Raw genomic sequence first — 24231 nt, 5'->3', positions numbered from 1 at the left:
ACAATGCCCATCTACAGGTCGTAGCCATGGGTTTGAAGGCGCGGGGTCGGTACTGGCGTGACGATATACGGCGCGATTGCGAGCACGTCCTAGTTCTCGCGGAATGCCCTCGTCATGCTGTCCTTGATAGGCTTGGCGATGTACTGCACGAAGGTGCGCGAGGCTGTCTGGATCATGATCTCGGTCGGCATGCCCGGGGTCGGCGAGAAATTCGGCACGCGTCCGAGTTGCTGCGCATCGAGCGAGATCCGTGCCAGATAGACCTCTCGCATCTCGTCGCCCGACCCGTCGGTGATCGCGTCTGCGGAGACGTAATAGACCTCGCCGTCGAGCACCGGCGTCGTACGCTGGTTGAGCGCGGTGAGCCGGACGGTGGCGGGCTGACCGCGCCTTACGCTGTCGATCTCGACCCGCGGGATCTGCACCTCGATGATCAATGGCTCGTCCACCGGCAGGATTTCGAGGATCGGACGTCCGCTTTCGATCACGCCTCCCGGCGTGTGGAAGTAAAGCCGGACCACGGTGCCCGCGACCGGCGCCACCAGATCGACCCGCTCATGGATCGAGCGCGCCGTCCGAGACTTCTCGCGGATGCTCTCGAGCTCCGCCTGCACGCCCTGCAACTCATCGAGCGCCTTTTCGCGATAGCGATCGATCTCCTGTGCGATCTGCGCCCGGTGCTTCAACACCACCTCCTCGATCTCGGCAATCTCCGCCTCGAGCCGTCCGATCTGACCCTCGGCCTCCAGTTGAGCGCGCTCGATGGCCAGCAGCTCGGGACGCCGCAACAAGCCGCGTTCGAACAGAGTGACCTTGTCCGCGTGTTCCGCCAGCAAAAGCGCGAGCTGGCCCCGATGCGTCTCGAGCTGAGTCTGGTAGCCACGTGCCCGGATCTCCAGGGCCTGCAAGCTGCGTTCGAGCAGGGCGAGGTCATTCTCGAGCGCATCGCGCGACACACGGAAGCTCAGCTCCTGTCCCTCCAGGATGTCGGCCACGGCGAGGTCCTCTCGCGCGGCTTCGAGCGCGGGGGAGAAGCGCAGTTCCCCCCGGCGTTCTTCCTCGGCCATGAGCCGCGCCTGCGTCGCCTCGAGCCTTATCTGACGCAAATACAATTCGCGCTCGGTCGCGGCCGCCTGGGTGCCGTCGAGCTTCAGCAGCAATTGACCCGCCTCGACCCGGTCGCCTTCGCTCACGAGGATTTCCTTGATTATCCCGCCCTCGAAATGCTGCACGATCTTGTTCTGCCCGGTGGCCACGAAGCTGCCCTGCGCGATCACGGCGGCCGCGAGCGGTGCCCGAAACGCCCAGGCGCCAAAGCCGCCGAAGCTCAGCACCAGGATCACGAGGCCGACAATCGTATGCCGGCGCACCGACCGAGGCACCTCGGCGAACCATTCCCCCGCATCGGCCGGATGCTGTGTCATGCTCATGTCCCGCCCTCCGAGCCGGCTCGGGGCACGCGTGCCACCTTGTCGCCGGCGAGTTTTTTCAGCACCTCCATGCGTTCGCCGAACATCTGGATCGTGCCGTCGCCCAGCAGCATGATTTTGTCCACAGCGGTGAGAAGCGATGGCTTCTGGGTCACGACCACGACGGTGATCCGGTTCTTCTTGGCATGCTGGATCGCACGGGCCAGCGCCTTGTCGCCAGCGCTGTCGAGGTTGGAGTTGGGCTCGTCGAGCACGACGAAACGCGGCTCACCGAAGAAGGCCCGCGCAAGCGCGATGCGCTGCTTTTGCCCGCCCGAAAGAGGCGCGCCATCCGCGGCCACCACCGTCTCATAGCCTTGCGGCAAGTTGGCGATCATCTCGTGCACGTCGGCAAGCGCCGCCGCCTCGTAGATCTGCGCATCGGTCGCATCGTCGCGCATTCGGCCAATATTGTCCTTGATGGTGCCGGGAAACAGCTGCACGTCCTGCGGCAGGTAGCCGATGTTCTCGCCAAGTTGGCGCGGGTCCCAATTGCGCAGATCCATAAGGTCGAGCCGAACATTGCCCGACGTCGGCAGGATCGACCCGACCAGCATCTTGCCGAGCGTCGTCTTGCCTGCCCCGGAATTGCCGATGATCGCCAGCGTGTCGCCGGGGCTGAGCGAAAAGCTGATGCCGTTCAACACGACCTGCTTGGTCCCGCCCGGCACGTAGAGCAGCCGCTCCACATCCAGACGGCCTTCGGGACGCGGCAGGTTCAGCCGTTCGAACTGGAGCCGCGAATTGGTGAGCAGGGCCGAAATCCGGCCATAGGCGGCGCGCGACAGCGCATAGGCGCTCCAGCCTTCGATGGCCCCTTCGATCGGGGCCAGCGCTCTGCCGGCAATGATCGAGGCGGCGATCACCATGCCGCCGGTGATTTCGCCGCCAATGGCGAGATAGGCACCCCAGCCCAGCATGGCGATCTGCGTCAGCAAGCGCACCGCCCGGCTGATGGCCGAGGCGGCGATGTTGCGGTCCTGTGCATGTACCTGCGCCGTGAGCGAAGTCGCGGTGTCGCGCCCCCAGATCCGGACGGCTTCCGGGATCATCGCCAAGGCGTTGATGATCTGGCTGTTGCGCGCCATCGACTCGAGATGCAGGTTGGCGCGGCTCTGGGCCGCGTTGGCCTCGGCGAAGGGTCGCGCGGTGAGCTTCTGGTTGATCAACGTGATCACCAAGAGGGCGAGCGCCGTGCTGACCACGATCATCCCCAGATGCGGGTGGATCAGGAAGATCGCGAGTATGAACAGCGGCGCGAAGGGCACGTCGAGGAATGACAGCAACGTGCCCGAGACGATGAAGCCGCGCAGTTGCTGCAGATCGCCCAGCGTCTGGTATTCGCGGCCAGAGCCATGCAGCGCCGCAGCCGAGGCCGCGCTCAGGATGGGTGCACCGAGCCGGGCCGCGACCTCCACCGCCGTGCGCATCAGCATGAAGCGGCGGATCGCATCGAAGACCGCCTGCAGGATCACCGCGCCCACGATGACGATGGTGAGCATCACCAAGGTGTCCACCGAGCGGCTGGTCAGCACCCGGTCCGATATCTGGAACAGGTAGATTGGGATCGCGAGGATCAGCAGATTGGTGGCGCAGGTCAAAACCATCACCATGACGAAGTTGCGCCGCACCGCGCGCAGACCGAGCTTCAGCGCCAGCCCGTAGTTCTCCGGACCTACCCGCTTGTGGAACTTGGGCGGCACCCCACCGCCACCGCCGCCTCCCTTGCCCGGCTCTCTTCCGGCACCTTTCCCCTCGCCACCTTCGGGGCGCGGGGCGTCCGGCCGCCGGCGGATCGGCCCGCGATCGGCCTCGATGACCGGTCCGGGCAGCGGCCCCTCCTCGGGCCCGCGCGCTTGCGGAACGGTTTCGATCTTGCAGGCCGGTTCAGCCGGTTCGCAATCTGGTAGAGCGCTTGGCGCGGATACGGGGTTCTTCTGGGGATCACGCGCTTCCGGCGGAGCCGACCTCGACACCGGAGCAGGAATGCGATCGGGAACCTCCCCCGCGGACCGTTGCGAACCTTTTCCGGGCACGGGGGCGGCGCCCCGCGCCTCCGGGACCGGATTGGCCCGCTTGGGCTCGACGGTGGCATCGGCTCGCGAATGCTCGTCGGATGTCACTGATCGCGCGCCGCGTTCCGCCTTGCAGGCGGCATCATCCGCGGGACCACCATGGTTACGGGCGGGGGTTGCGTCGGGCGCGGCACCGTCCGCCCCGCCCCGCAAGGCCCGGTTCAGGAAACGCGGCAGTCGCGCCGGGCGTGAACCAGGGGATGAAGGGATATCGGGACGGATCGGCTGGGCGTAGTCCTTGACGCGCATATCGCTCCCCATCAGCTCAGCATGGTCTGCATGAGATCGGCCTGGCTTGCCGACATGGCCGCGAGTTCCGCTTTCGCCTCCGCCTGCGCGGCCTCCAGATCGGCCATTCCCGCTTCGATCATGCCATCGGCGAGAAATGCGACCGCTTCCGATGCCAGCGCTGCCGGCCCATCGGCACCGATCGGCGCGCCGTCCTCGACAAGGCCTGCCTGATGGAGCAACGCGTCGCTGTAGAGCTCGCCCTTCGCCATGAGCTGCGTATCCATGCCCCGATCGACGATTGTCGCGATGTTGGCCAAGAGGTTCGAGCCGGTCACCATCTGCGCGCCCGGCAGCGCTGCAATCGCCTCCTGAAGCAGCTCCACCCTGTCCGAGTCGCCAAGGACATTGATCTGGTCGATCCAGTTGATGGTGGTGAAATCACCCTCGATCAGCAGCACCTTGAGTAGCTCGACACCCTCGAACAGATCGAGACCCAGGATCTCCTGCTCAAGGGTCTCTGCGCCCTTCACCAGCGCAGCGCTGGCCTCGGCGAGTGCTGCCGGAAGCTTGGTGGCGAGATCCTGTCCCTCGGTCTGGATGCGCGCCTCGTTGTAAGCGAGGTTTTCCGGAGCGGGGACGGCGGCCGACTTCGCCAAGGGTTTCACCGCCGCGGCTTGGTCATCGGCCCCTCCATCGATCTTTGCCGGCTCGGCCTTGATCGAGAGAGGTTTGGCAGCGCTCGGAGCATGCGCGGCCGGCTCAGCGGCTGCCACGGGCTTCGATCCCGCATCATCGCTGCCGGCTATTGCCGCGTCAGGATCGGTTTTTCCGGAGTTGGGCGAGGTGGTAGGCCCCGCATTCGACGATGGACCGGCCACGGGCTCGGGCGAAGTGGTCGGGGATACGGATTTTGCCGGGACCGAAACATGTTCAGAGGTGCTGGTGGCTTTGGCCGTCGGTGCCGTTTGCTGGATGTTCTCGGAGACAGGCTCCTTCGCTTGCGCCTTGCCCGGTTGAGCATCGCCGTTAATGGCGAGATGCTGTTCCGTGCCGGCCCCACCCTTGAGTTCCGTGGCAGCCACCGTTGAGACATTCGAAGGAGCGGTGGGGACCGGCTCCGCGTCGGGCTCGCTGGATATCGGCTTCCCTCCTACCTCACCGTTTTTTCCGGTCGCATGCTGCACCGGCGCGGGGCTATTCAGCGTCGGAAGCGGCTGCGACTCGGGCTTCGTCGCCGTCGAGATCGGCTGTTCGATCGTGTCGTCATCGACCAACAGGTTCACCTGGCGGATCAGGTTCATGTCGATCATCTGACCGCCGACAACGATCAGGTCGAAAACCCAGCCGAACTGGTTCAGCACTGCAAGATTGTCGAGCTGGTTTTCGCCCAGCCCGAGATGCAGACCGCCCGAACCTATTTCGATGCGTGCGACGTCTGAATCATTTGCGAAATTATACTGCTGGAGGCCGTTGATCTGGACCAGATCGCCGGTGATCCGGGCAATCGCCCAGCCGGACGGCTGCTGTCCCACCGTGGTCTCGGCGGGGTCCGGATCGGAAGTGGTGGTGATCGAAGCGGCGTTCTGAGCCAGCGACGGCGTGCCTGCCGCTGACGCGCCCTGGTCGCGGTCGAACACCATGTTCAGCTGCGAAACGGCATCGAAACGATGCACGTCGCCCTCCACGGTGATGACCGGCGCATCGAGCCAATCGGACGTGATCGTGACCTCGTTGACGAGCTTGTTCGCACCGGTGACGACGAGCGGCCCCGCCGGTTCGGCGGCATCGGAGGTGGGCTTCATCCCCTCCGCGAGCCCCTCCAGCGCCCGGTCCCAGCCGGTTACGAAGTCCGGAACGATCTCGCCGCTCTCCTTCCCATCATCGCCGCTTGGCTCGTCCTTCCGCTTGGCCGGGCCGCCCTCGGTCTCCTCCCCACCCTGCGCCGCGGCCTCGCGGGTCAGGACATCCGGCCAGAGCGCTTGCCAGTCCGGCAGCGTATCGACCGCGACGCCGTCGACATATGGCCCCTCGGCCTCCGGTCCGAGCAGAACGACGGCGTCGAGCATGCCACCGGCAAGTTGTTCGGCGGCCTCGATGATGGCGGGTGTCGTCGTGGCCCAGTCCAGAGCGCCAGCGGTCCCCTCCGCCAAGAGAGGCAGTGGCGCCGAAAGGGGCGACAGCGCGAGAACCTGCTCTGTCAGCGTATGCATCAGCTGAGGCAGACCCGACATCTGGGCCATCAGCGCGGGATCGACGTCGCCGAACCAATCCGTGTCATCGAGCCTGTTGGCCATGTGGAACAGTGCCACGACGCTCGACGGCGGCGGCAACTCATAGGGCAGCACGAGGCGGGGCCCCGCGCTATCCGTGCCGGTGCCGGGCGCGTCCGGCAGCGCCGGCTCGGGCATGACGATCACGATCTCGGGCTGCGGCGCATCCGCCGGTCGGGGCGGCATAGCGAGGATCCAGAATGGTGTGGGCGGCAGCGGCTGATAGGCGATCTGGGGTTCCAGATCCTCCAGCGGATGCTCGGGTTCGAGATGCAGCCCCTTGAACGCGATATCCCCCAGATCCTCATCCGGGGGGCGCTGCGCCGCGATCTTGTCGTATTGCGCCCTGAGGCGACCACTCTCTTCCGCCAGTTCGAACGTGCCAATGAAATGCGCAATGGATTCGGTGAAACGGTCCATCGACATGCTGCGCTCCTTGCCCCGGGGCCATGATGCCCGCCTCTGCTGTGGCGGGCTTCCGGCTCGTTTGCGCCGCCATCGCGGCGCGGATCCGGGGCCGGATCGCTCCGGCCCCGGGATTGCGAGGGATTACATCCCGTCGCCGTCCTCACCGACGTAGTGGGAGCTGAAGGATCCCCCGACCACGTTCATGTCCACCGTGTTGCCGAGCACGTTCGCGCCCATCACGATGTCCTGGTTGAAGGCGGAGGTGTCGACCTGGGCGGCGGCGGAAGCGTAGGATTCTCCCGTCACGTATCCGTCGTCGCCATTCGACGACCCCCAGGTACCGGCATCGCCAGCAGCGCCGCCATCGCCCGCATAGGCAGCCCCGGCATGTCCGCCTGTTCCGGCCCCGCCCATCGAGCTTCCGCCCATGGCCTCGCCGCCCGCGGCCAGGCCGCTGGCCGCGCCGGTGGTCGTCATCGCACCGGTGGCGCCACCTGCACCACTCATCGCCGAGACCTCGCCCATTGAGGTATTGGCCGCCTCGACCATGTTGCCAGCATCGGCCATGCCGCCGTCACCGGTATCGATGTCCGAGTCGTTGTCGGCCATCGACTCCGCCAGCGCTTCGGCGGCGAGATCCGACATCCCGCCATAGCCGCTGGTGCCGTCGGCATAGCCGTCGGCCATGCTGTCGGAAGTGGCGTCGGTATCCGAGTTGGTCGCGCCTCCGGCGCCGCCGGTCCCGTCCGCTTCGGCACGGCCATCGGCCATGCCGGAAGCGTCGCTGGTCGCCGCAGCGTCCGCATTGCCGCCCGTTGCGGTGCTGCCGCCGGTACCGCTGCCGGTCGCGTCGGCATCATTGCTGGCAGCGGCGTCGCCGCCGTAGCCACTCTCGGAGTCCGTCGAGCCGGTACCGTTCACCTCCGCGTCGTCATCGGTCTCGGCGTGACCGGCCCCGCCCATGCCGCCAGCGCCGTCCGCTGCCGCATCACCGGAAACGGCTCCCGACACCATGCCGGTCGTGAGCGTGCCCGCACCACCGGCACCGCTGGCATTGCCGTCGGAGCTGGAGCGGTTGTCGGCCATGGCGTCGTTGTCGGTGGAACCACCGCCGCCATCGCCGCTGTCGGAGTCGATGCTGCCCATGGCATCGGCCATGGCATCGTTATCGGCCGAGGCCGGGCCGCCCGCGACATCTCCGGACACGGCGTCGTTCCGCGCATCGCCGGAGCCGTCACTGGCCGAGGTGCCGCCGTCACCCATGGATGCGCCGCCAGCGCCACCGTCGTTGTCGGTGGCCGCGTCGCCCCGGGCCTCGGCCATATGCGCAGCATCCGCCGCACCGCCATCGCCCGACTCTGAGTCGGTCGAGTTGCCGGTGCTGGCCATGGCGCTGTCGGTGTTGGTAGCGTCGCCGCCAGGTCCATTTCCGCCATCGCCATCGCTGCGGGCATCGCCGGAGACATCGCTACCGGCCATGCCTGCCGTAGCATCGGAGGCGCCGCCAGTGCTGGTGCCGCCCGTGCCCGGGCCATCGCCGGTGCCGTTCGCATTGGCCGGGCCGGCATCGCCGGTATTGTTTCCGCCGGCGCTTCCACGTGCGTTGTCGGCGCTGGCATCGGCCGGATCTCCGGTGGCCCGCGCCATCGGCGCGGTATCCCCGGAGCCGTCGGCGCTCTGGTCTACCGTGTTGTAGGCCTCACCGCCCTCGCCTTTGCCGTAGCCGGTACCGTCGGCATTGCCTGCGGCGCCCGCCGTCGAAGCGGCATCGGATGTGGCTGCGCCATCTGCATCGCTGTCGGCATCGTTGTCGGTGTCCCCGCCCTCGCCGTCGCCGGCTTCGGCCGTACCCTGGGTCCGGGCGTCGCTGTCGCCCTCGACGTCGCCGTCGATGTATCCGGCATCGCCGGCATCGGCATCGCCATAGGCAGCGGCATCAACGGTGCCATCGGCGTCGCCATATCCGTCACCACCGTCACCCGTATCATGCGTGGCATCGGCATAGGCCTCCGACTGGCCGGTACCGGCGGCATCCTGGTCGTTATCGCCGCTATTGCCGGCATGGCTATCGGCATCGCCATCAGTAGTGCCATCTGCCGCGGCATCGACCTGACCGTCGATATAGCCACCGTCACCGCCATCGCCATCGCCATCGGCGTGGGCATCCGCCGTGCCGTCAACATGGGTATCGACATAGCCGCTTTCGGCACCTTCGGCGTTTGCATCGGCCGTCGTTTCGCCGTCGGCATGTCCAGTTGCGTCGGTCGTGGCTTCGCCACCATCGCCACCATCCCCGGAGGCGTCGCTGTCGGTCGTGCTGTCACCATGCACATCGACATCGCCGTCGATGTCACCGCCGCGCCCACCATCGGCCTCGGCGGTCGAGGTGCTATCGGCCGTACCGGTGCCGTTGCCCTCGCTATCGGCTGTTCCGCCGGTACCGCCATCGGCTGCGTTGTCGCTCCAGACCGAACCGTCGGAATACTGGTGAGCCCAGGCATCGCCATCACCGCCATCGCCGCCATCGTCATCGGAGGTCGCTTGGGCGTCGCTTTGGGAATCGACATGGCTCTCGGTATCGACGCTACCGCTGTCGCCGCCCTCGCCCTCGGCCTTCTGGTCAATGGTGTTGTCGGCGGTCGAGTCGTTGGTCGAGTCGTTATCGCCGCCGCGACCGCCCAGGGCGTCGGACTGCGTGTCGATCTTGCCGCTTATGGTGTCGTGGCCTTGCGCATAGGCATAACCGCTGTCGCCACCATTGCCGCCAGTGGCCGTGGTATCGCCGGTATCGCCGCTTCTGCCGCCTTCGGCATCCGCGTTGGCATCACCGGCATGACCTCCTTCGCCATTGCCCCCCGTGGAGTAGGCGTCGTCGCCGCCCTTGCCGCCTTCGCTCCCGGCCTCGATGCCCTCTTCGGCATGCGCGGTTCCGCCATGGGCGCTGCCGTTCTGCTCGAACGTGCCGTCATTCGACAGATGCACGTCCGACAGCATGTCGTTGTCATCGAGATCGTTGCTGAGCACGTTGAGGAAGCCGGCGTCGTTGCCCTCCCCGTTGAGCGAGTGGTTCAGGATGTTCTCGAGATCGAAATCATCGCCGGGGTTGTAGTCGATATCACCTTTCGCGGTGAGGATGTTCCCGATCTCCGAATGGTCGATGTCGATATCGGCGAGGTCATTGTCCTCGTGGCCGGCGCCTTCGAGGTCGAGGCCCACGCCCACATCGACCCTCACGTCGACATCCACGTCGGAGTCGTTCGTGTTCTCGTTGACGTTGCTGTTGTCGCTATCCGCATTCGCCTCGGCTTTGCTACGCGCCGATGCCTCATTCTCGTTGTGGTTTCGATTCACGTTGCTGTCGTGGTTCTCGTTCTCGTTCTGGTTCTTGTTGACGTTGTAGGACTTGCCGGCATGGTGGCCGTCATGGTCCTTGTCGCCCCTGTCGTGATCCCCCTTTCCTTTCCCGTAGTGCACTTCCTTGCTTGTGGTTTCCGCGGCCGATGCGGCTTCAGCCGTCTCGACGGCCTCCCCCTGCGGGGCGGTACCGTCGCCCCAGCCGATGATCATGTTGTTGTTGCGTGTAGCCATGGTCCTGTCTCCGGACAAAAAGCTATCGCCGCACCGCCAGTCATTTCAAAAGCGGTGATCTGCGATGGCATGTCAGTGATTTGGGATCGATGAGCATTCCGGATCTACATTCCGAATGCGAGAAAACTCCGCCTGATCGGCGGCACGAATTAACCTCCCCTTGCGAAACGAGCAGCTTCGCCAGCCGCAGGAGATACCGGAAGACGCGGCATACAGTTTCCGCCTCATCGCGAAGCGCATACGCCTGCTACGACCGGTTGCAGCCGACGCCCAAATGTTGCGCAGGATGCAGAATTCTATCAGCCCGGAAAATGGTACTAATACCCATCTGGCCAAATGGGGGATAGCGTAGGGACACATTCACGAAAAGTTCCGGATCTTTACAATTTTCAACAAAACGTGATCAAGAATTTGCGTGAGATGCCGATTTAGGCAAGACTGTAGAAACAGTCATCGCTCCGGTCGTAATGCTCTGTTAAGGCATTCGCTTTTGGCTCCTTCGCCCTTGCGTTCACACGCGCCGGAGGAACCATCTACTCGGCAGTTCTTGCACCTAACCGATCGGTATATGGGTTAGCCCTGCCATTGGCCGTATTGTTCAGGCACACCGATATCGAAGTCGTGTCAGTCCAATTTTATCGGGTGATTTATGTTAAATCGTGAAAGAATATTTCAGGTTCAGGATCTGACAGAAGCCAATCCCCGAGGCCGCACGTCCATTCCTATTCTTGGGAGCGAGTTCTGCTTTCCCGAAGATTTGTTAAAGACACTCGCGGCGGAATTCGACAGCGTCGACTTCATGCGCACCGACAACCTCTCCACCATTTCCAAGCTTCGTGACGAGCGCGGCAACCCGCGGCTCATGCTGATCGACGCTCAGAGGGTGACGACCCGCGACGAGGTACTCGTCGCCGCCGAGGCTGCAGGAACCGATATGCTGGTTCTGGCCTATGGGGGGCGTGTCCCGGATCGAGACCTTCTGCTGAAGGGGTTGAACCAGGCCGAGCCGCCACGGCTCGGGCTCCTACCGCTCAACGTTCGGATCGACGTGCTTCTGGCGATGATGCGCCTGCTGCTCTGCGGCGAGATCCTCGTCCCCGAGGCCGTGCTGAAAGTGCTGTTGGAAAATGGACAACACGTGCCACTTGATGCTGCTGAGGAAAGCGCGGAACTGGTCGGATCGGACCTGACGCGCCGGGAATGGGAGGTGCTGTCGCTCTTGGCCGAGGGCAAGCAAAACAAGATCGTAGCCGCAGAATTGGGACTGTCCGAGCATACGGTGAAGCTCCATATCCACCACCTCATTCACAAGCTGGGCGTCTCGAACCGCACCGGCGCCGCGATCTGGTACCTCGCCCGGGGGGAGGCAGCCGATATTCCATCTGACAAGTCATGACGACCGGCGAAGCCAGCACCTCCACGTCTGCCGAGGCTGGCCTCAGCCCGTTCGATCAACTGCTTCTGCTGGTGGGCCGGATGAATTACAGCTGGACCAACACCGAAAGCCTTCTGATCCATCTGATCGCCGGGCTGGCCGGCACGACCAAGCAGTCCGCCGTCATCATCTACCTGACGCTGAATACCACGCGGGCACGGCTCGACCTCGTCGAGCGCCTCGCCAAATCGGGCGGCATCACCGACGCGACCCGAAGCCGGATCCTCGCGGCCACGGCGCAGATCCGCAAGCACCAGTCCCTGCGAAACCGCTACAGCCATTCGATCTATTCCTTCGACACCGAAACCGGTACGGCCCGCACGATCACCATGCGGATCGCGGATCGAAAGAATGCCCTCAAGATGGGCCAGAGCGACGCGATCGACGCCAGCGCTCTCGATAGAATCCGCGACACGATCGAGGCGCTGAAACAACTCAACCGCGAGATCTGGGCCCTCGTCGTCGAGGAGGGCTACCCTGTCTGAGAGGGCCGTTCCCTTGGGAGGAAGCGCCCTGCGGCCTTGCCCGTGGCGTCTCGATTGTTACCGGATTGGAAAGAGCCGGGCCCAACAGCGGGTCCGGCTCGATTACTCGATGAGATGAAATACTCAGGGAGGCCGGCGTCCTCAGCCGATCCGGTAGTTCGGGCTTTCCCGCGTGATCTGCACGTCGTGCACGTGGCTCTCCTTGAGGCCCGCGCCGGTGATCTTCACGAAGTTGCAGTTGCCCCGCATCGCGGCAACGGTCGGGTGGCCGGTATAGCCCATCGCGGCGCGCAAGCCCCCGACGAGCTGATGGATCACCGCCGTCGCCGTGCCCTTGTACGGCACCTGGCCCTCGATACCCTCGGGCACCAACTTGTCGGAAGCCGCATCCTTCTGGAAGTAGCGGTCGGCCGATCCACGTGCCATTGCGCCCAGGGAGCCCATGCCGCGATAGGATTTGAAGGTCCGGCCCTGATAGAGGATCACCTCGCCCGGGCTCTCGTCGGTGCCTGCGATCATGCTGCCGACCATGGCGCAGCTGGCGCCCGCGGCGATCGCCTTGGCGAAGTCGCCCGAGAACTTGATGCCGCCATCGGCGATCACCGGCACGTCGCCGGCTGCCTCGGCGCAATCCATGATCGCGGTGAGCTGCGGCACGCCGACGCCCGCCACCATCCGCGTGGTGCAGATCGAGCCCGGCCCGATGCCGACCTTGATCGCGTCGGCGCCAGCATCGATCAGCGCGCGCGTGGCGTCGCCCGTGGCGACGTTGCCGGCCATGATCTGCACGTCCCCCGCCTCGCGCTTGAGACGGCGCACTGCCTCGGCGACCCCTTCGGAATGCCCATGCGCGGTGTCGATCACGACGATGTCGACCCCAGCCTCGACCAATGCCATCGAGCGTTCGAACCCGGCATCACCGACGGTCGAGGCCGCGGCGACGCGCAGACGGCCGAGGCGGTCCTTGCAGGCCGAAGGGTTCAGCACCGCCTGTTCGCTGTCCTTGAGCGTCAGGAGGCCGGTCAGGCGGCCTTCGGCGTCGGTGACGAGCAGCTTCTCGATCCGCCGCTCCTTCATCAGGTTGCGCGCCTCGTCGAGATCGGCCGGCTCGGTCAGCATGGCGAGGTTGTCGGCGGTCATCATCGCCTTGACCGGTGTGCGGTCATCGGCGGCGAAGCGCATGTCACGGTTGGTGACGATGCCGACGACGCGGCCGCCCTCGCCCACCACCGGAAAACCGGTGACGCTGTACTGCTCCATCAACCGCCGGGCATCCGCGAGCGTCTGATCGGGCGTCAGGGTGATCGGGTTGTAGACGATGCCCGAAACGAAGCGTTTGACCTGGCGGATCTGGTCGGCCTGCTCCTGGACGCCGAGATTGCGGTGCACCACGCCGATGCCGCCGGACTGCGCCATGCAGATCGCCATGCGCGCCTCGGTCACGGTATCCATCGCGCTCGACAGGAGCGGGATGTTCATCGCGATGTCGCGCGTCACCTTTGTGCGGGTATCGGCCGTGGACGGCATGACGCTCGAGGCGGCGGGAACCAGCAGAACGTCATCGAAGGTCAGAGCCTCGCGAATCTCCATCGGGACCACTCCTTTGGGATGCTTCGTTTGGCACGTCCCTATCGCACCGATCTTCCCGAGGGGAAAGGGCGAAACGGCCGCGTCGCTTTGACCGCATGATCTGCCGCCCGGATGCCCTTTTCCTCCGGGCGCAATCGCCTATGGTCCGCGCAAACGACCCCGCCGCCCCGAAAGGCCCGCCATGACCCAGGATCCGCTCGTCATCTTCACCCCGTCGGGCAAACGCGGCCGCGTGGCCCAGGGCACCACGGTGCTGAGTGCCGCACGGCGGCTCGGCGTCGATCTCGACAGCGTCTGCGGCGGCCGGGGCATCTGCTCCAAGTGCCAGGTCAGCCCGGGGCGCGGCCAGTTCTCCAAGCATGGCGTGACGGTCGCCGAGGACGCGCTGAGCGAGATCAACGCGGTCGAGGAACGCTACGACCGGATCCGTGGCCTGAAGCCCGGCCGCCGCCTCGGCTGCCAGGCGCAGATCCTTTCGGACGTGGTGCTCGACGTGCCGCCCGAGAGCCAGGTGCACCGGCAGGTGGTGCGCAAGAACGCCGATGCCCGGCCCATCGTCATGGACCCGGCAACGCGCAAGTATTTCGTGACGGTGTCCGAGCCCGACATGCACGAGCCAAAGGGCGATCTCGAACGTCTTGCCGAGGCGCTGCGCGGCCAGTGGCGCATCGACGAGGTGATTGCCGCCCCGCCGGTGCTGGCCAAGTTGCAGCAGGCGCTTCGGAAGGGCGAATGGGAGGTGACCGTCGCGCTGCACCGTGCCGACGAGAACGGGCCGCACCATATCATCGACCTCTGGCCGGGCTTTCGCGCAGAGCCGCTTTGGGGACTGGCCATCGATCTCGGCTCGACCACCGTCGCGGCGCATCTGACCTCGCTCGAGGACGGTCATGTCGAGGCCTCCGCCGGGGTGATGAACCCGCAGATCCGTTTCGGCGAGGACCTGATGAGCCGGGTCAGCTATTCGATGATGAACGAGGGCGGCGCGGCGGAGATGACCTCCGCCGTGCGGCTCGCGATCGACGATCTGGCGCGAGAGCTGGCCGCCGAGGCCGGGATCGAGCCGCGTGACATCGTCGAGACGGTCTTCGTCTGCAACCCGGTGATGCACCACCTGCTTCTGGGCATCGATCCGGTCGAGCTCGGACAGGCCCCCTTCGCGCTCGCCACCTCCGACGCCGTGGCCCTGCCCGCCCGCGATCTGGACCTCTCGGCGCTGAATCCCGGCGCGCAGGTCTACGTGCTGCCCTGCATCGCAGGCCATGTCGGTGCCGACGCCGCCGCCGTGGCGCTGTCCGAGCGGCCCGACCAATCGGACGATCTCGTGCTCATCGTCGATGTCGGCACCAATGCCGAACTGCTCCTTGGCGACCGGGCACGGGTGCTGGCCTGCTCATCGCCCACCGGCCCGGCCTTCGAGGGTGCGCAAATCAGCTCCGGCCAGCGCGCGGCGCCAGGCGCGATCGAGGCGATCCGCATCGACCCCGAGACCAAGGCGCCGCGCTTCCGCGTCATCGGCTGCGAGACATGGTCCGACGAGCCGGGGTTCTGGGACGAGGTCGGCCCGGGTGGCGTCACGGGCATATGCGGATCGGGCATCATCGAGGCGGTGGCCGAGATGCGCATCGCCGGGCTAGTCGACGCCAAGGGGCTGATCGGCTCGGCCGAGCAGACCGGCACCGACCGTATGATCGCCGAGGGCCGTACCCATGCCTATCTGATCCATGACGGCTCGGAGGCGGGAGGGCCGCGCATTACCGTGACGCAGGGCGACATCCGCGCGATCCAGCTCGCCAAATCGGCGCTCTACGCGGGCGCGCGCCTGCTGATGGATGAGCGCGAGGTCGAGGCGGTGGACCGGGTGGTGCTCGCTGGCGCCTTCGGCGCGCATATCAGCCCCAAGCACGCCTTGGTGCTGGGCATGATCCCCGACGTCGCGGTCGAGAAAGTGACGAGCGCCGGCAACGCGGCGGGTACCGGTGCGCGGATCGCGCTGTGTTCGGTCGCGGCACGGCGCGAGGCGGAGGCGCTGGTCCGGCAGATCACCAAGGTCGAAACCGCGATCGAACCGCGGTTCCAAGAGCACTTCGTCGCCGCGAACGCGATCCCGCACGCCACGGCCCCCTTTGCGGGGCTGCGCGAGACGCAGCCATTGCCGGAGCCAAGCTTCAATCAGGGCGGTAGCGGCGAAGGTGGCGCACGGCGCCGTCGGCGGGCCCGCGACTGAACCGTTCCGGGCCGCGAAACCGGCTTGACGATACCCGCGGGCTTGGCTACCTCGGGGCCTGAGCGCGCGGGTATGGTGAAAAGGTATCACGAAAGCTTCCCAAGCTTCAGTTACGGGTTCGATTCCCGTTACCCGCTCCATCCACTCCCGCCGGTCGTCACCACAGGGAGCCTTCCATGACAGACATCACCCGCTTCGAATCCAACGGCCGCATGAGCCAGGTCGTCGTGCATAACGGCATCGCCTATCTGGCGGGCCAGGTCGAAGCCCCCGGCGCCGATGCCGGTGAGCAGACCCGCGCCACGCTGGCCGAGATCGACCGTCTCCTGGCGTTGGCCGGCACCGACAAGACCCGCATCCTGACCGCGCAGATCTGGCTCGCCGACATCGCCGATTTCGCCGCGATGAATGAGGTCTGGGACGGCTGGGTCCCCAAGGAGCACGCCCCGGCGCGCTATACTGGAGAATCCAAGCTCGCCTCGCCCGACTACCGCGTCGAGATCATCGTCACCGCCGCCGTCTGAAGACGGCGCTGGCAAAGCGTAGCGCTTGCAGATCCGCAGAAACGACAAGGGGCGGTCGCGATGGCGACCGCCCCTTTCATTCAGCGAAGCCGGACCTCAGAGGCCGTTGGCGCGCAGGAATCCCACGAGCTGTGCCGTGGAGCCATCCTTGCTATCGGGGCTCTCCTCGCCATCGACGATCGGTTGCAGCGCCGTGGCGAGCTCCTTGCCCAGTTCCACGCCCCACTGGTCGTAGGAGTTGATGCCGAGCACGACGCCCTCGACGAAGACCCGGTGTTCGTAGAGCGCGATGATCTTGCCCAGTGTCTCGGGATCGAGCTTCGGGTAGGCCAGCGTGGTCGAGGGGCGGTTGCCCGGGAACACCCGGTGCTTTGCCTGGCGCTCCAGCTCGTCGCCCTCGAACTTGCCGGCGACCTTGCCGCGCGCCTCGTCGAGATCGCGCCCCTTCATCAGCGCCTCGGACTGCGCGAGGCAGTTGGCGACCAGCAGCCGGTGCTGGTGCTCCAGCCCCTCCTCGTGGCCCTCGGCGGCGACGAGGAACTCGCACGGAACCACCCGGGTACCCTGGTGGATCAGTTGGTAAAACGCGTGCTGGCCATTGGTGCCGGGCTCGCCCCAGACCACCGGGCCGCTGTGGAAGGACAGCGTCTCGCCATCCATCGAGACCCGCTTGCCGTTGCTCTCCATCTCCAGCTGCTGGAGATAGGCGGGCAGCCGGGCGAGGCGGTTGTCGTAAGGCAGCACGGCACGGGTGGCATGACCCAACACCTGGTTGTGCCACAGCCCCACCAGCGCCAGCATCGCCGGCAGGTTCTCGTGCCACGCGGCGGCACGGAAATGCCGGTCCATCGCCTCGCCGCCACGCAGGAAGGCGCGGAACGCCTCCGGCCCGATGGCGATCATCAGCGACAGCCCGATCGGCCCCCACATGGAGTAGCGCCCGCCGACCCAGTCCTCGAAACCGAACACCCGTTCGGGCGCGATGCCGAAATCGGCGGTCTTGTCGGCGGCCGTGGAGAGCGCGGCGAACTGTGCGCCGGTATCCGAGACCGCCTGCCCCATCCACGCCTTGGCGGTGCGGGCATTGGTCATGGTCTCGATGGTGGTGAAGGTTTTGGACGCGACGATCACCAGCGTCGTCGTCGGATCGCAGGCCGCGAGCACGTCGGCGATGTCGGCCGGATCGACGTTCGAAACGAAGTGGCAGCGTGGGCCGTCATGATAGGGCGCGAGCGCGCGGGCCGCCATTGCGGGCCCGAGATCCGAACCGCCGATGCCGATATTGACCACGTCGGTGATGGTGCCGCCCTGTCCCTTGAACTCGCCCGAGCGCACAGCACAGGCAAAGCCCTCCATCCGCCCCAGCGTATCGAGCACTTCGGGCATCACATCCTTGCCCTCGACCGTCACGGGCGCGCCGTCGAGGTTGCGCAGCGCCGTGTGCAGCACCGCCCGCCCCTCGGTCTCGTTGATCGCCGCGCCGGAGAACATCGCCTCGCGTCGGGCCGCCAGATCGGCCTTGTCGAGCAGGGCGATCAGCGCCTCGCGCGTCTCGGCGTCGATATTGGTCTTGGCATAATCGAACAGCATACCCAGCGCGCTGACCGAAAAGTCGCGCGCCCGGTCGGGATCCTCGAACAGCGTCTCGATGCGCCGGTCGGCAGTGGCCTCGGCCTTGGTCTTCAGCTCGTTCCACATCTTTCAGCTCTCCGCCCAATGCACGGTCGCGCCCTTGAGGATCGCCGCCACCGGCGCCTCATCCGGGCTCAGCCCCTGCGCTTTCTCTAACGCGGCGCGCTTTTCGGCGCCGATGATCACGATGTGGCGGCGCATCGCGTCGTTCAGCACCTTCGCCGAAAGCGTGATGCGCGGCTCCGGCGCACCCGGTGCGCGCATCGCCACCAGCGCCTCGTCGCCATGCAGCGCCGCGTCGAGCCGGTCGGCGCCCGGGAAGATCGAGGCCGTGTGCATGTCGGCGCCCATGCCGAGCAGCACCACCGAGAGCGGCAGATGCGGCGCTAGCGTCTCTTGCAGCGCGTCGAGCTTTTCCTCTGGGCGCTCGGCCTCGGCATAGAGCGGCAGGTAATGCGCCGCCGCCGCCTCGCCGGTGAAGAGACGCCGCTTCAGCAGCCCGGTGTTCGAGCGCTCGGAGCTCTCCGGCACCCAGCGCTCGTCGGTGAGCATCACATGAACCTTGTCCCAGTCGAGCTTGATCGCCGAGAGCGTGTCGAAGACAGGGCCCGGCGTGGTGCCGCCGGGCACCGCGAGGCTGGCGCGGCCATCGGCGGCGATCGCCGCGCGCAGCTCGCTCGCCAGCCGGTCGGCGAGGTCGATCATCATCATCTCGGAATCGGCGTATTCGACGAATTCCATGCCGTGTTTCCTTTCGGTTTCGTATCGGTGGCACGGCGGAGCCGCGGCACCCGAGCCCTTCAGCTCTTGATCTCGCGCCAGCGGCGGCCGTCACGATGCATCAGCATCATCGCGTCCTCGGGCCCGGCGGTTCCGGCGTCGTAGAGCTTGGGCACGTCGTTGCGTGCCTCCCAGCCCTTGATGATCGGATCGGTCCAGGCCCAAGCGGCCTCGACCTCGTCGCCGCGCATGAACAGCGTCTGGTTGCCACGGATCACGTCCATGATCAGCCGCTCATAGGCGTCGGGGGCGTCCTGATCGGGGCCCAGCGCATCGGCGAAGCTCATGTCGAGCGGCACGTCGACGAGCCGCATGCCGCCAGGGCCCGGCTCCTTGATCGTCACCTGCAGGTCCATCCCCTCGTTCGGCTGCAGCCGGATCGACAGGATGTTGCGGTGCCGCGCCGTGTCGCCCTCGAAGATGGTATGGCCGAGATCCTTGAAGACGACGGCGATCTCGGAGGAGCGCGCTTTCATGCGCTTGCCGGTGCGGATGTAGAACGGCACCTTGGCCCAGCGCCAGTTGGCGATATGGCACTTGAGCGCGAGAAAGCTCTCGGTGAAGCTGCGCGGGTTCTCGGCATCCTCGCGGTAGGACGGCCCCTCGGCGGAGGCCTCGTACTGGCCGCGCACGATCTGATGCGGCTCGACTGGCTGCAGCGCCCGGATCACCTTGAGCTTCTCGTCGCGCACCGTGTCGGCATCGTAGACCGAGGGCGGCTCCATGGCGATCAGGCACAGAAGCTGCATCAGGTGGTTCTGCACCATGTCGCGCATCGCGCCCGACTTGTCGTAGTAGCTGCCGCGACCGGTGACGCCCACGGTTTCCGCCACGGTGATCTGGATATGGTCGATGTAATGCGAATTCCACAGCGGCTCGAACAGCACGTTGCCGAAGCGCACCGCCATCAGGTTCTGGACCGTTTCCTTCCCGAGATAATGGTCGATCCTGTAGATCTGGCTCTCGTCGAAATGCTCGGCCAAGGTCGCGTTCAGCGCCTTCGCGGTGTCGAGATCGCGGCCGAAGGGCTTTTCCACGACGATCCGGCTCGTGTCGTCGGCGATGCCGTGCTGGTGCAGCCGCTCGGCAAGGGCGCCGAACAGCGAGGGGGCGACCGAGAAATAGAAGGCGCGGATCACGCCCTCGCGCATCAGGTCGCGCAGCTGGTGCCAGCCGCCCTCCCCGGTGGCGTCGATCGCCACGTAGTGCAAACGCTCGATGAACTCGTCGATGCCGGCGGCATCGTTCTTCTCGTCCGAGCCGAACTCGGCGATCGCGTCGCGGATCATCTGCCGGTAGCCCGCATCGTCCATCTCCGAGCGCGCGGCCCCGATGATCCGCGCCTCGGCGGGCATCTGACCCGAGCGGAAGCGGCGGAACAGTCCCGGCAGGATCTTGCGCCGGGCGAGATCGCCGGTGCCGCCGAAGATGACGAGGTCGAAGCTGTCGACCGGGATGACGCGCGATACCATGGCTGTCTCCGTCTGGGCGGCCTGCATAGGCCGTGCAGTTAGCGCTAACGCCGCCCTCTTAGCGGCCCGTGCGCGCGCAGTCTAGGCATCGGCGACCAAGCCGCAACCCGATCGCCCGACATTGCGGCCCAACGCGCGATCAGGCTTCCAGTTCTGCGTCCCAGTACAGGTAGTCGACCCAGCTTTCATGCAGGTGGTTCGGCGGAAAGCGGCGCCCGGTATCGCGCAATTCCTCGGCGCCGGGGCGGCGCGGCGGGCGCTGCAGGCTCATCCCCGACTGGCGCAGGCTCTTCGAGCCCTTGCGCAGGTTGCAGCGCGCGCAGGCCGCGACCACGTTCTCCCAGCTCGTGACGCCGCCGCGGGCGCGGGGGATCACGTGGTCGAAGGTAAGGTCGCCCTTCGATCCGCAATACTGGCAGCGGAAACCGTCCCTCAGGAAAAGATTGAAGCGCGTGAAGGCCACGCGCTTCTGGGGTTTGACGTAATCTCTGAGGACGACGACCGAGGGTATTCGGATCACCGTGGAGGGGCTGTGCACCACCGCCTCGTACTCCGCGACGATGTCGACCCGGTCGAGAAACACCGCCTTGATCGCCTCCTGCCAGGGCCAGAGCGAAAGCGGATAATAGGAGAGCGGACGGTAATCCGCGTTGAGCACCAGCGCCGGATGCTGCCGGAGCGCCACCGGATCGCGCACGAACTCGGTCCTGAAATCGCCTTGCATCGTGAGTCCGTCCTCGCTCTCGCTGCCCATTCGGACGACCAGAGCGGGAGCCCCGCTCCTGCCGTTATTCGACTATATCTGGCGGCAGGAAGCTGGCAAGTCTCAAGGTCGTGTCACCGCCGCAACCTTGATGCCAGCGGCGAATGACAGCGAAGTGACAGGGTGTGGAGGATTTCGCCCGAATGTCAGGCGATACCGAGACGTTCGCGCATGAAGGCCAGCGCCACCTCGAGCCCGTCGGGCGCGATTCCATGGGCGGTGCCCTTCATCACATGGGCATAGAGGTCGGTCCAGCCGGCCTCCTGCAGCGCCTGCGCCGCTTCGGGCAGCGACTGCGGCGGCACCACCTCGTCCATGTCGCCATGCACGAGAAGGATCGGGAGCCGGTTCTGCACCTCGTCGGGCAGAAGCTCGGGCTCGAGCAGCCGACCCGAGAAGGCCACCAGCCCGGCGATCGGATCCTCGCGGCGCGGCAGCACGTGCAGCGCCATCATGGTACCTTGGGAAAAGCCCACGACCATCACCTGCTCGGGCAGCAGGTCCTCGTCGACCATGACGCCATCGAGAAACGCGTTGAGATCCTCGGCGGCGCGGGCAAGGCCTTGGCGGCTCTCTTCCTCGCTCGACCCGTCGATCCAGGGGATCGGGAACCACTGGAAGCCCATCGGCGCACCGATGCAGGCCTCCGGCGCGTCCGGGGCAAGGAACAGCGTGTCCGGCATGTGCTCGGCCAGCGGCTCGGCGAGGCCCAGAAGATCGGCGCCGTTGGCGCCGTAGCCATGCAGGAAGATCACGGCGGAGCGCATCTCGCCGCTGAGCGGCTCCACCCGGCCCGATTGCAATGCGCGCGTCATAGGATTCCTTCCCTGCCCTTCACGTGGTGGTAGTATTCCCACAGCCCGCGCGCCGCAACCGCACGCCATGGCGACCATTGCTGAGCGATCTCGCGCAATGCCCGTTCCCGGGGCCGCTCGTTCAGCCCCAGCAGGTGCCGCGCTCCCTCCTGCAGTGCCAGGTCGCCCGGCGCGAAGACATCGGCCCGACCCAGCGCGAACATCGCATAGATCTCGGCGGTCCAGACGCCGATGCCGGTCACGGCGGTGAGGGTCGAGACGACCTCCTTCGTGGGGGCGGTGCGCAGCGCGTCGAAATCGATGCCCGAAGCGGCCAAGGCCCGCAGGTAGCGCATCTTCTGCCGCGACAGCCCGCAGCCGCGCAGCGCCTCCTCGTCGGCGGCGGCGATGGTTTCGGGCCGCAGCAGGTCAGCCGCCTCCAACCGCCCCCGGATCGCCCGCGCCGAGGCGGTCGAGACCTGCTGGCTGACGATGGCGGAGCAAAGCTGCGCGAAGCCGTCCGGCGTCCGGCGCAGCGGCAGCGGCCCGGTGATCTCGAGCAACCGTCCGAAATGATCGGTGTTGGCGGCGAGCCATGCCGCCCCTTCGGCCACGTGATCCTCGTGGGTGATGATGCGTTCGGTCACAGTCCCTCCGCCCAATGCAGCGCCTCTTCCACCGTCTCGACCACGCGCGCGCCCTCGGGCAGGCGCGGCCGGTCAAGAAGCACGACCCGAAGCCCCAGCGCGCGCGCCGCCTCGAGCTTGGCCCGGCCGTCCTCGCCGCCCGAATCCTTGGTCGCCAGCACGTCCACGCCCAAGAGCGCGAATAGCGCCGTTTCGTCCTCGACCGAAAATGGCGGGCGCGAGACCACCCAATCGCCGTTCTCATACGGGAACGGCCCCGGGGCCGGATCGATCCGACGACACAGAACCCGGCGGCCCTCGAGCCCGGTGAATGCCTCGAGCCGCTGCGGCCCGGTGGCAAGGAACACCGACGCACCGCGTGGTACATGCGCGGCCAGATCGGCCTCGCGCACGATACGTGTCCAGTCATCACCGGGTTGCGGCTGCCAGCCCGGCCTGCGGAGGATCAGATGCGGCAGCCCGTCCTCGCGGCAGAGGCGCGCGGTGCGCGCGGTAATTTTCTCGGCGAAAGGATGCGTCGCGTCGATCACCGCCGTGATGCCCTGCGCCGCCACGGTATCGCGAAAGCCCTGCGCGCCGCCGAAACCACCCGTCCGCAGCGGCACCCCCGGCTCCAGCGGCCGGCGGGTCCGCCCCGCCAGCGACGCCAGCACCGGGATCGCGCGCGCGGCCAGACCCGCCGCGATCTCGCGCCCCTCCCGCGTTCCGGCAAGGACGAGAACCGTCATGAAGCCCGGCCCAGAACCGCACCGCCCCGGTCGATCACCACCACGTCGAAGGCGATACGGCTGCCGTCAGCGGCGTTTCCGAACCGTTCCGATAGCCGGGCCAGCGCCGCCTCGGCCACGCGCTGGCCAAGATCGGGCGCCAGGCGCGCGGCCTCCAACGCCGTATTGGCCCCGGCGATGTCGGCCACGCCACTCAGCGTCGCCAGCGCCGCGAAATCGACCTGGCTGCGGGCGGAATGCAGATCGACCGCCCCTTGGGCGAGCTTGGTGATCTTGCCGATGCCGCCGCCGATCGTGACGCGCGGGACCGGGTGTTTCACGAGGTATTTCAGCAGCCCGCCGGCGAAATCGCCCATGTCGAGCATCGCGTGATCCGGCAGGCGATGCAGCGCCTGCACCACCCGCTCGGAGGTCGCGCCGGTGCAGCCCGCAACGTGGGAGAGCCCCGCCGCGCGCGCCACGTCGACGCCGCGATGGATCGAGGCGATCCAGGCGGCACAGGAAAACGGCCGCACGATGCCGGTGGTGCCGAGGATCGAGATGCCCCCCGTGATCCCCAGCCTCGGGTTCCAGGTCCTTTCGGCCAGGGCCGCCCCGCCGGGAACCGATATGGTGATCTCGACATCGGGCGCGCGGGCGAGATCGGCGGCGATCTCGACCACCGCCTCCTCCATCATCGCGCGCGGCACCGGGTTGATCGCCGGCTCTCCGGGCGGCACCGGCAGGCCGGGCTTGGTCACCATGCCCACCCCCTCGCCCGCGCGGAAGCTCACGCCGCCCGCCGCTTCGCGCACCCGGGCCACGATCAGCGCGCCATGCGTCACATCCGGATCGTCGCCGGCATCCTTGACGATCCCGGCCTCGGCCCAGCCCGGTCCTTCGGCGCGATGCGCCACGGCGAAAACCGGCCTCTCGCCGCGCGGCAGGGTGATCGACACCGTCTCGGGCCAGTCACCGCCCCAGAGCCGCAACAGCGCCGCCCGCGTCGCCGCGGTTGCGCAGGCGCCGGTGGTCCAGCCGCGGCGAAGAGGGGCAGGCGTGCTCATGCGCGCGACATTAGGCGCGTGGAAGGCGGGAGGAAAGCGCGGCCGGGGCTTCCCTCGCGCCGGTCGC

General features: G+C 66.7%; 17 protein-coding genes and 1 tRNA gene. 5 read left to right on the top strand and 13 right to left on the bottom strand.

Annotated features, from left to right (window positions below; all coding sequences use genetic code 11):
- Positions 1–89 precede the first annotated feature (89 nt).
- The 4 genes from ACRAQ3_RS06770 to ACRAQ3_RS06755 form a co-directional block, all read right to left on the bottom strand.
- Entirely contained in the window at positions 90–1430 is a 1341-nt protein-coding gene (locus tag ACRAQ3_RS06770; protein ID WP_269396198.1) for an HlyD family type I secretion periplasmic adaptor subunit, read from the bottom strand.
- Complete coding sequence (locus ACRAQ3_RS06765; RefSeq protein ID WP_269396197.1) at positions 1427–3172, bottom strand: type I secretion system permease/ATPase; 1746 nt, start codon at positions 3170–3172, stop codon at positions 1427–1429. The genes ACRAQ3_RS06770 and ACRAQ3_RS06765 overlap by 4 nt, the downstream gene beginning before the upstream one ends.
- Before the next feature lie 632 nt (positions 3173–3804).
- A complete protein-coding gene (locus tag ACRAQ3_RS06760; RefSeq protein ID WP_432256117.1) occupies positions 3805–6471 on the bottom strand; it encodes a hypothetical protein in 2667 nt (888 codons plus the stop codon).
- Positions 6472–6594: 123 nt separating this feature from the next.
- Positions 6595–10041, bottom strand: a complete 3447-nt coding sequence (locus ACRAQ3_RS06755; RefSeq protein ID WP_432256116.1) for a beta strand repeat-containing protein — start codon at positions 10039–10041, stop codon at positions 6595–6597.
- 799 nt (positions 10042–10840) lie between these two features.
- On the opposite strand from ACRAQ3_RS06755, the gene ACRAQ3_RS06750 reads away from it, so the two are divergent.
- A complete protein-coding gene (locus ACRAQ3_RS06750; RefSeq protein ID WP_432256115.1) occupies positions 10841–11437 on the top strand; it encodes a response regulator transcription factor in 597 nt (198 codons plus the stop codon).
- On the top strand, positions 11434–11961 hold the full coding sequence (locus ACRAQ3_RS06745; RefSeq protein WP_432256114.1) for a hypothetical protein: 528 nt from the start codon (positions 11434–11436) through the stop codon (positions 11959–11961). The genes ACRAQ3_RS06750 and ACRAQ3_RS06745 overlap by 4 nt, the downstream gene beginning before the upstream one ends.
- A gap of 141 nt (positions 11962–12102) precedes the next feature.
- Here ACRAQ3_RS06745 and guaB read toward each other — a convergent pair whose 3' ends face one another.
- Positions 12103–13551: an IMP dehydrogenase gene (guaB, locus tag ACRAQ3_RS06740; protein WP_269398135.1), complete on the bottom strand. Its 1449-nt coding sequence runs from the start codon at positions 13549–13551 to the stop codon at positions 12103–12105.
- Positions 13552–13732: 181 nt separating this feature from the next.
- Between guaB and ACRAQ3_RS06735 the strand changes: the two genes are divergently transcribed.
- From ACRAQ3_RS06735 to ACRAQ3_RS06725, 3 genes are all read left to right on the top strand, one after another.
- The gene (locus tag ACRAQ3_RS06735; RefSeq protein WP_432256113.1) at positions 13733–15778 is read left to right on the top strand and encodes an ASKHA domain-containing protein; all 2046 of its coding nucleotides are present in this window, start codon (positions 13733–13735) and stop codon (positions 15776–15778) included.
- A 66-nt stretch (positions 15779–15844) separates the two neighbouring features.
- A tRNA-Gly gene (locus ACRAQ3_RS06730) sits at positions 15845–15918 on the top strand.
- A 36-nt stretch (positions 15919–15954) separates the two neighbouring features.
- On the top strand, positions 15955–16302 hold the full coding sequence (locus ACRAQ3_RS06725) for a RidA family protein (RefSeq protein ID WP_269398133.1): 348 nt from the start codon (positions 15955–15957) through the stop codon (positions 16300–16302).
- A 96-nt stretch (positions 16303–16398) separates the two neighbouring features.
- Here the strand turns inward: ACRAQ3_RS06725 and pgi are convergent, their stop codons facing one another.
- From pgi to ACRAQ3_RS06685, 8 genes are all read right to left on the bottom strand, one after another.
- On the bottom strand, positions 16399–18000 hold the full coding sequence (gene pgi / locus ACRAQ3_RS06720; RefSeq protein ID WP_432256112.1) for a glucose-6-phosphate isomerase: 1602 nt from the start codon (positions 17998–18000) through the stop codon (positions 16399–16401).
- Positions 18001–18003: 3 nt separating this feature from the next.
- Positions 18004–18675, bottom strand: coding sequence for a 6-phosphogluconolactonase (gene pgl, locus ACRAQ3_RS06715; protein ID WP_432256111.1), 672 nt, complete (start codon positions 18673–18675; stop codon positions 18004–18006).
- Positions 18676–18734: 59 nt separating this feature from the next.
- Entirely contained in the window at positions 18735–20186 is a 1452-nt protein-coding gene (gene zwf, locus ACRAQ3_RS06710) for a glucose-6-phosphate dehydrogenase (protein ID WP_269398130.1), read from the bottom strand.
- A gap of 139 nt (positions 20187–20325) precedes the next feature.
- Positions 20326–20910, bottom strand: coding sequence for an HNH endonuclease (locus ACRAQ3_RS06705; RefSeq protein ID WP_085897506.1), 585 nt, complete (start codon positions 20908–20910; stop codon positions 20326–20328).
- Between the two features lie 185 nt (positions 20911–21095).
- Positions 21096–21764, bottom strand: coding sequence for an alpha/beta hydrolase (locus ACRAQ3_RS06700; RefSeq protein ID WP_432256110.1), 669 nt, complete (start codon positions 21762–21764; stop codon positions 21096–21098).
- Complete coding sequence (locus tag ACRAQ3_RS06695; protein ID WP_432256109.1) at positions 21761–22390, bottom strand: DNA-3-methyladenine glycosylase family protein; 630 nt, start codon at positions 22388–22390, stop codon at positions 21761–21763. Before ACRAQ3_RS06695 ends, ACRAQ3_RS06700 begins: the two co-directional genes overlap by 4 nt.
- Positions 22387–23118: a cobalt-precorrin-6A reductase gene (locus tag ACRAQ3_RS06690; protein WP_432256108.1), complete on the bottom strand. Its 732-nt coding sequence runs from the start codon at positions 23116–23118 to the stop codon at positions 22387–22389. The genes ACRAQ3_RS06695 and ACRAQ3_RS06690 overlap by 4 nt, the downstream gene beginning before the upstream one ends.
- On the bottom strand, positions 23115–24164 hold the full coding sequence (locus tag ACRAQ3_RS06685; protein WP_432256107.1) for a cobalt-precorrin-5B (C(1))-methyltransferase: 1050 nt from the start codon (positions 24162–24164) through the stop codon (positions 23115–23117). Before ACRAQ3_RS06685 ends, ACRAQ3_RS06690 begins: the two co-directional genes overlap by 4 nt.
- Positions 24165–24231: the final 67 nt, after the last annotated feature.

Source organism: Limimaricola sp. AA108-03, from assembly GCF_050847355.1.
GTDB lineage: Bacteria > Pseudomonadota > Alphaproteobacteria > Rhodobacterales > Rhodobacteraceae > Limimaricola.
Note: the sequence above shows the minus strand (reverse complement) of the source record. Positions and strands in the feature narration are given on the sequence as shown.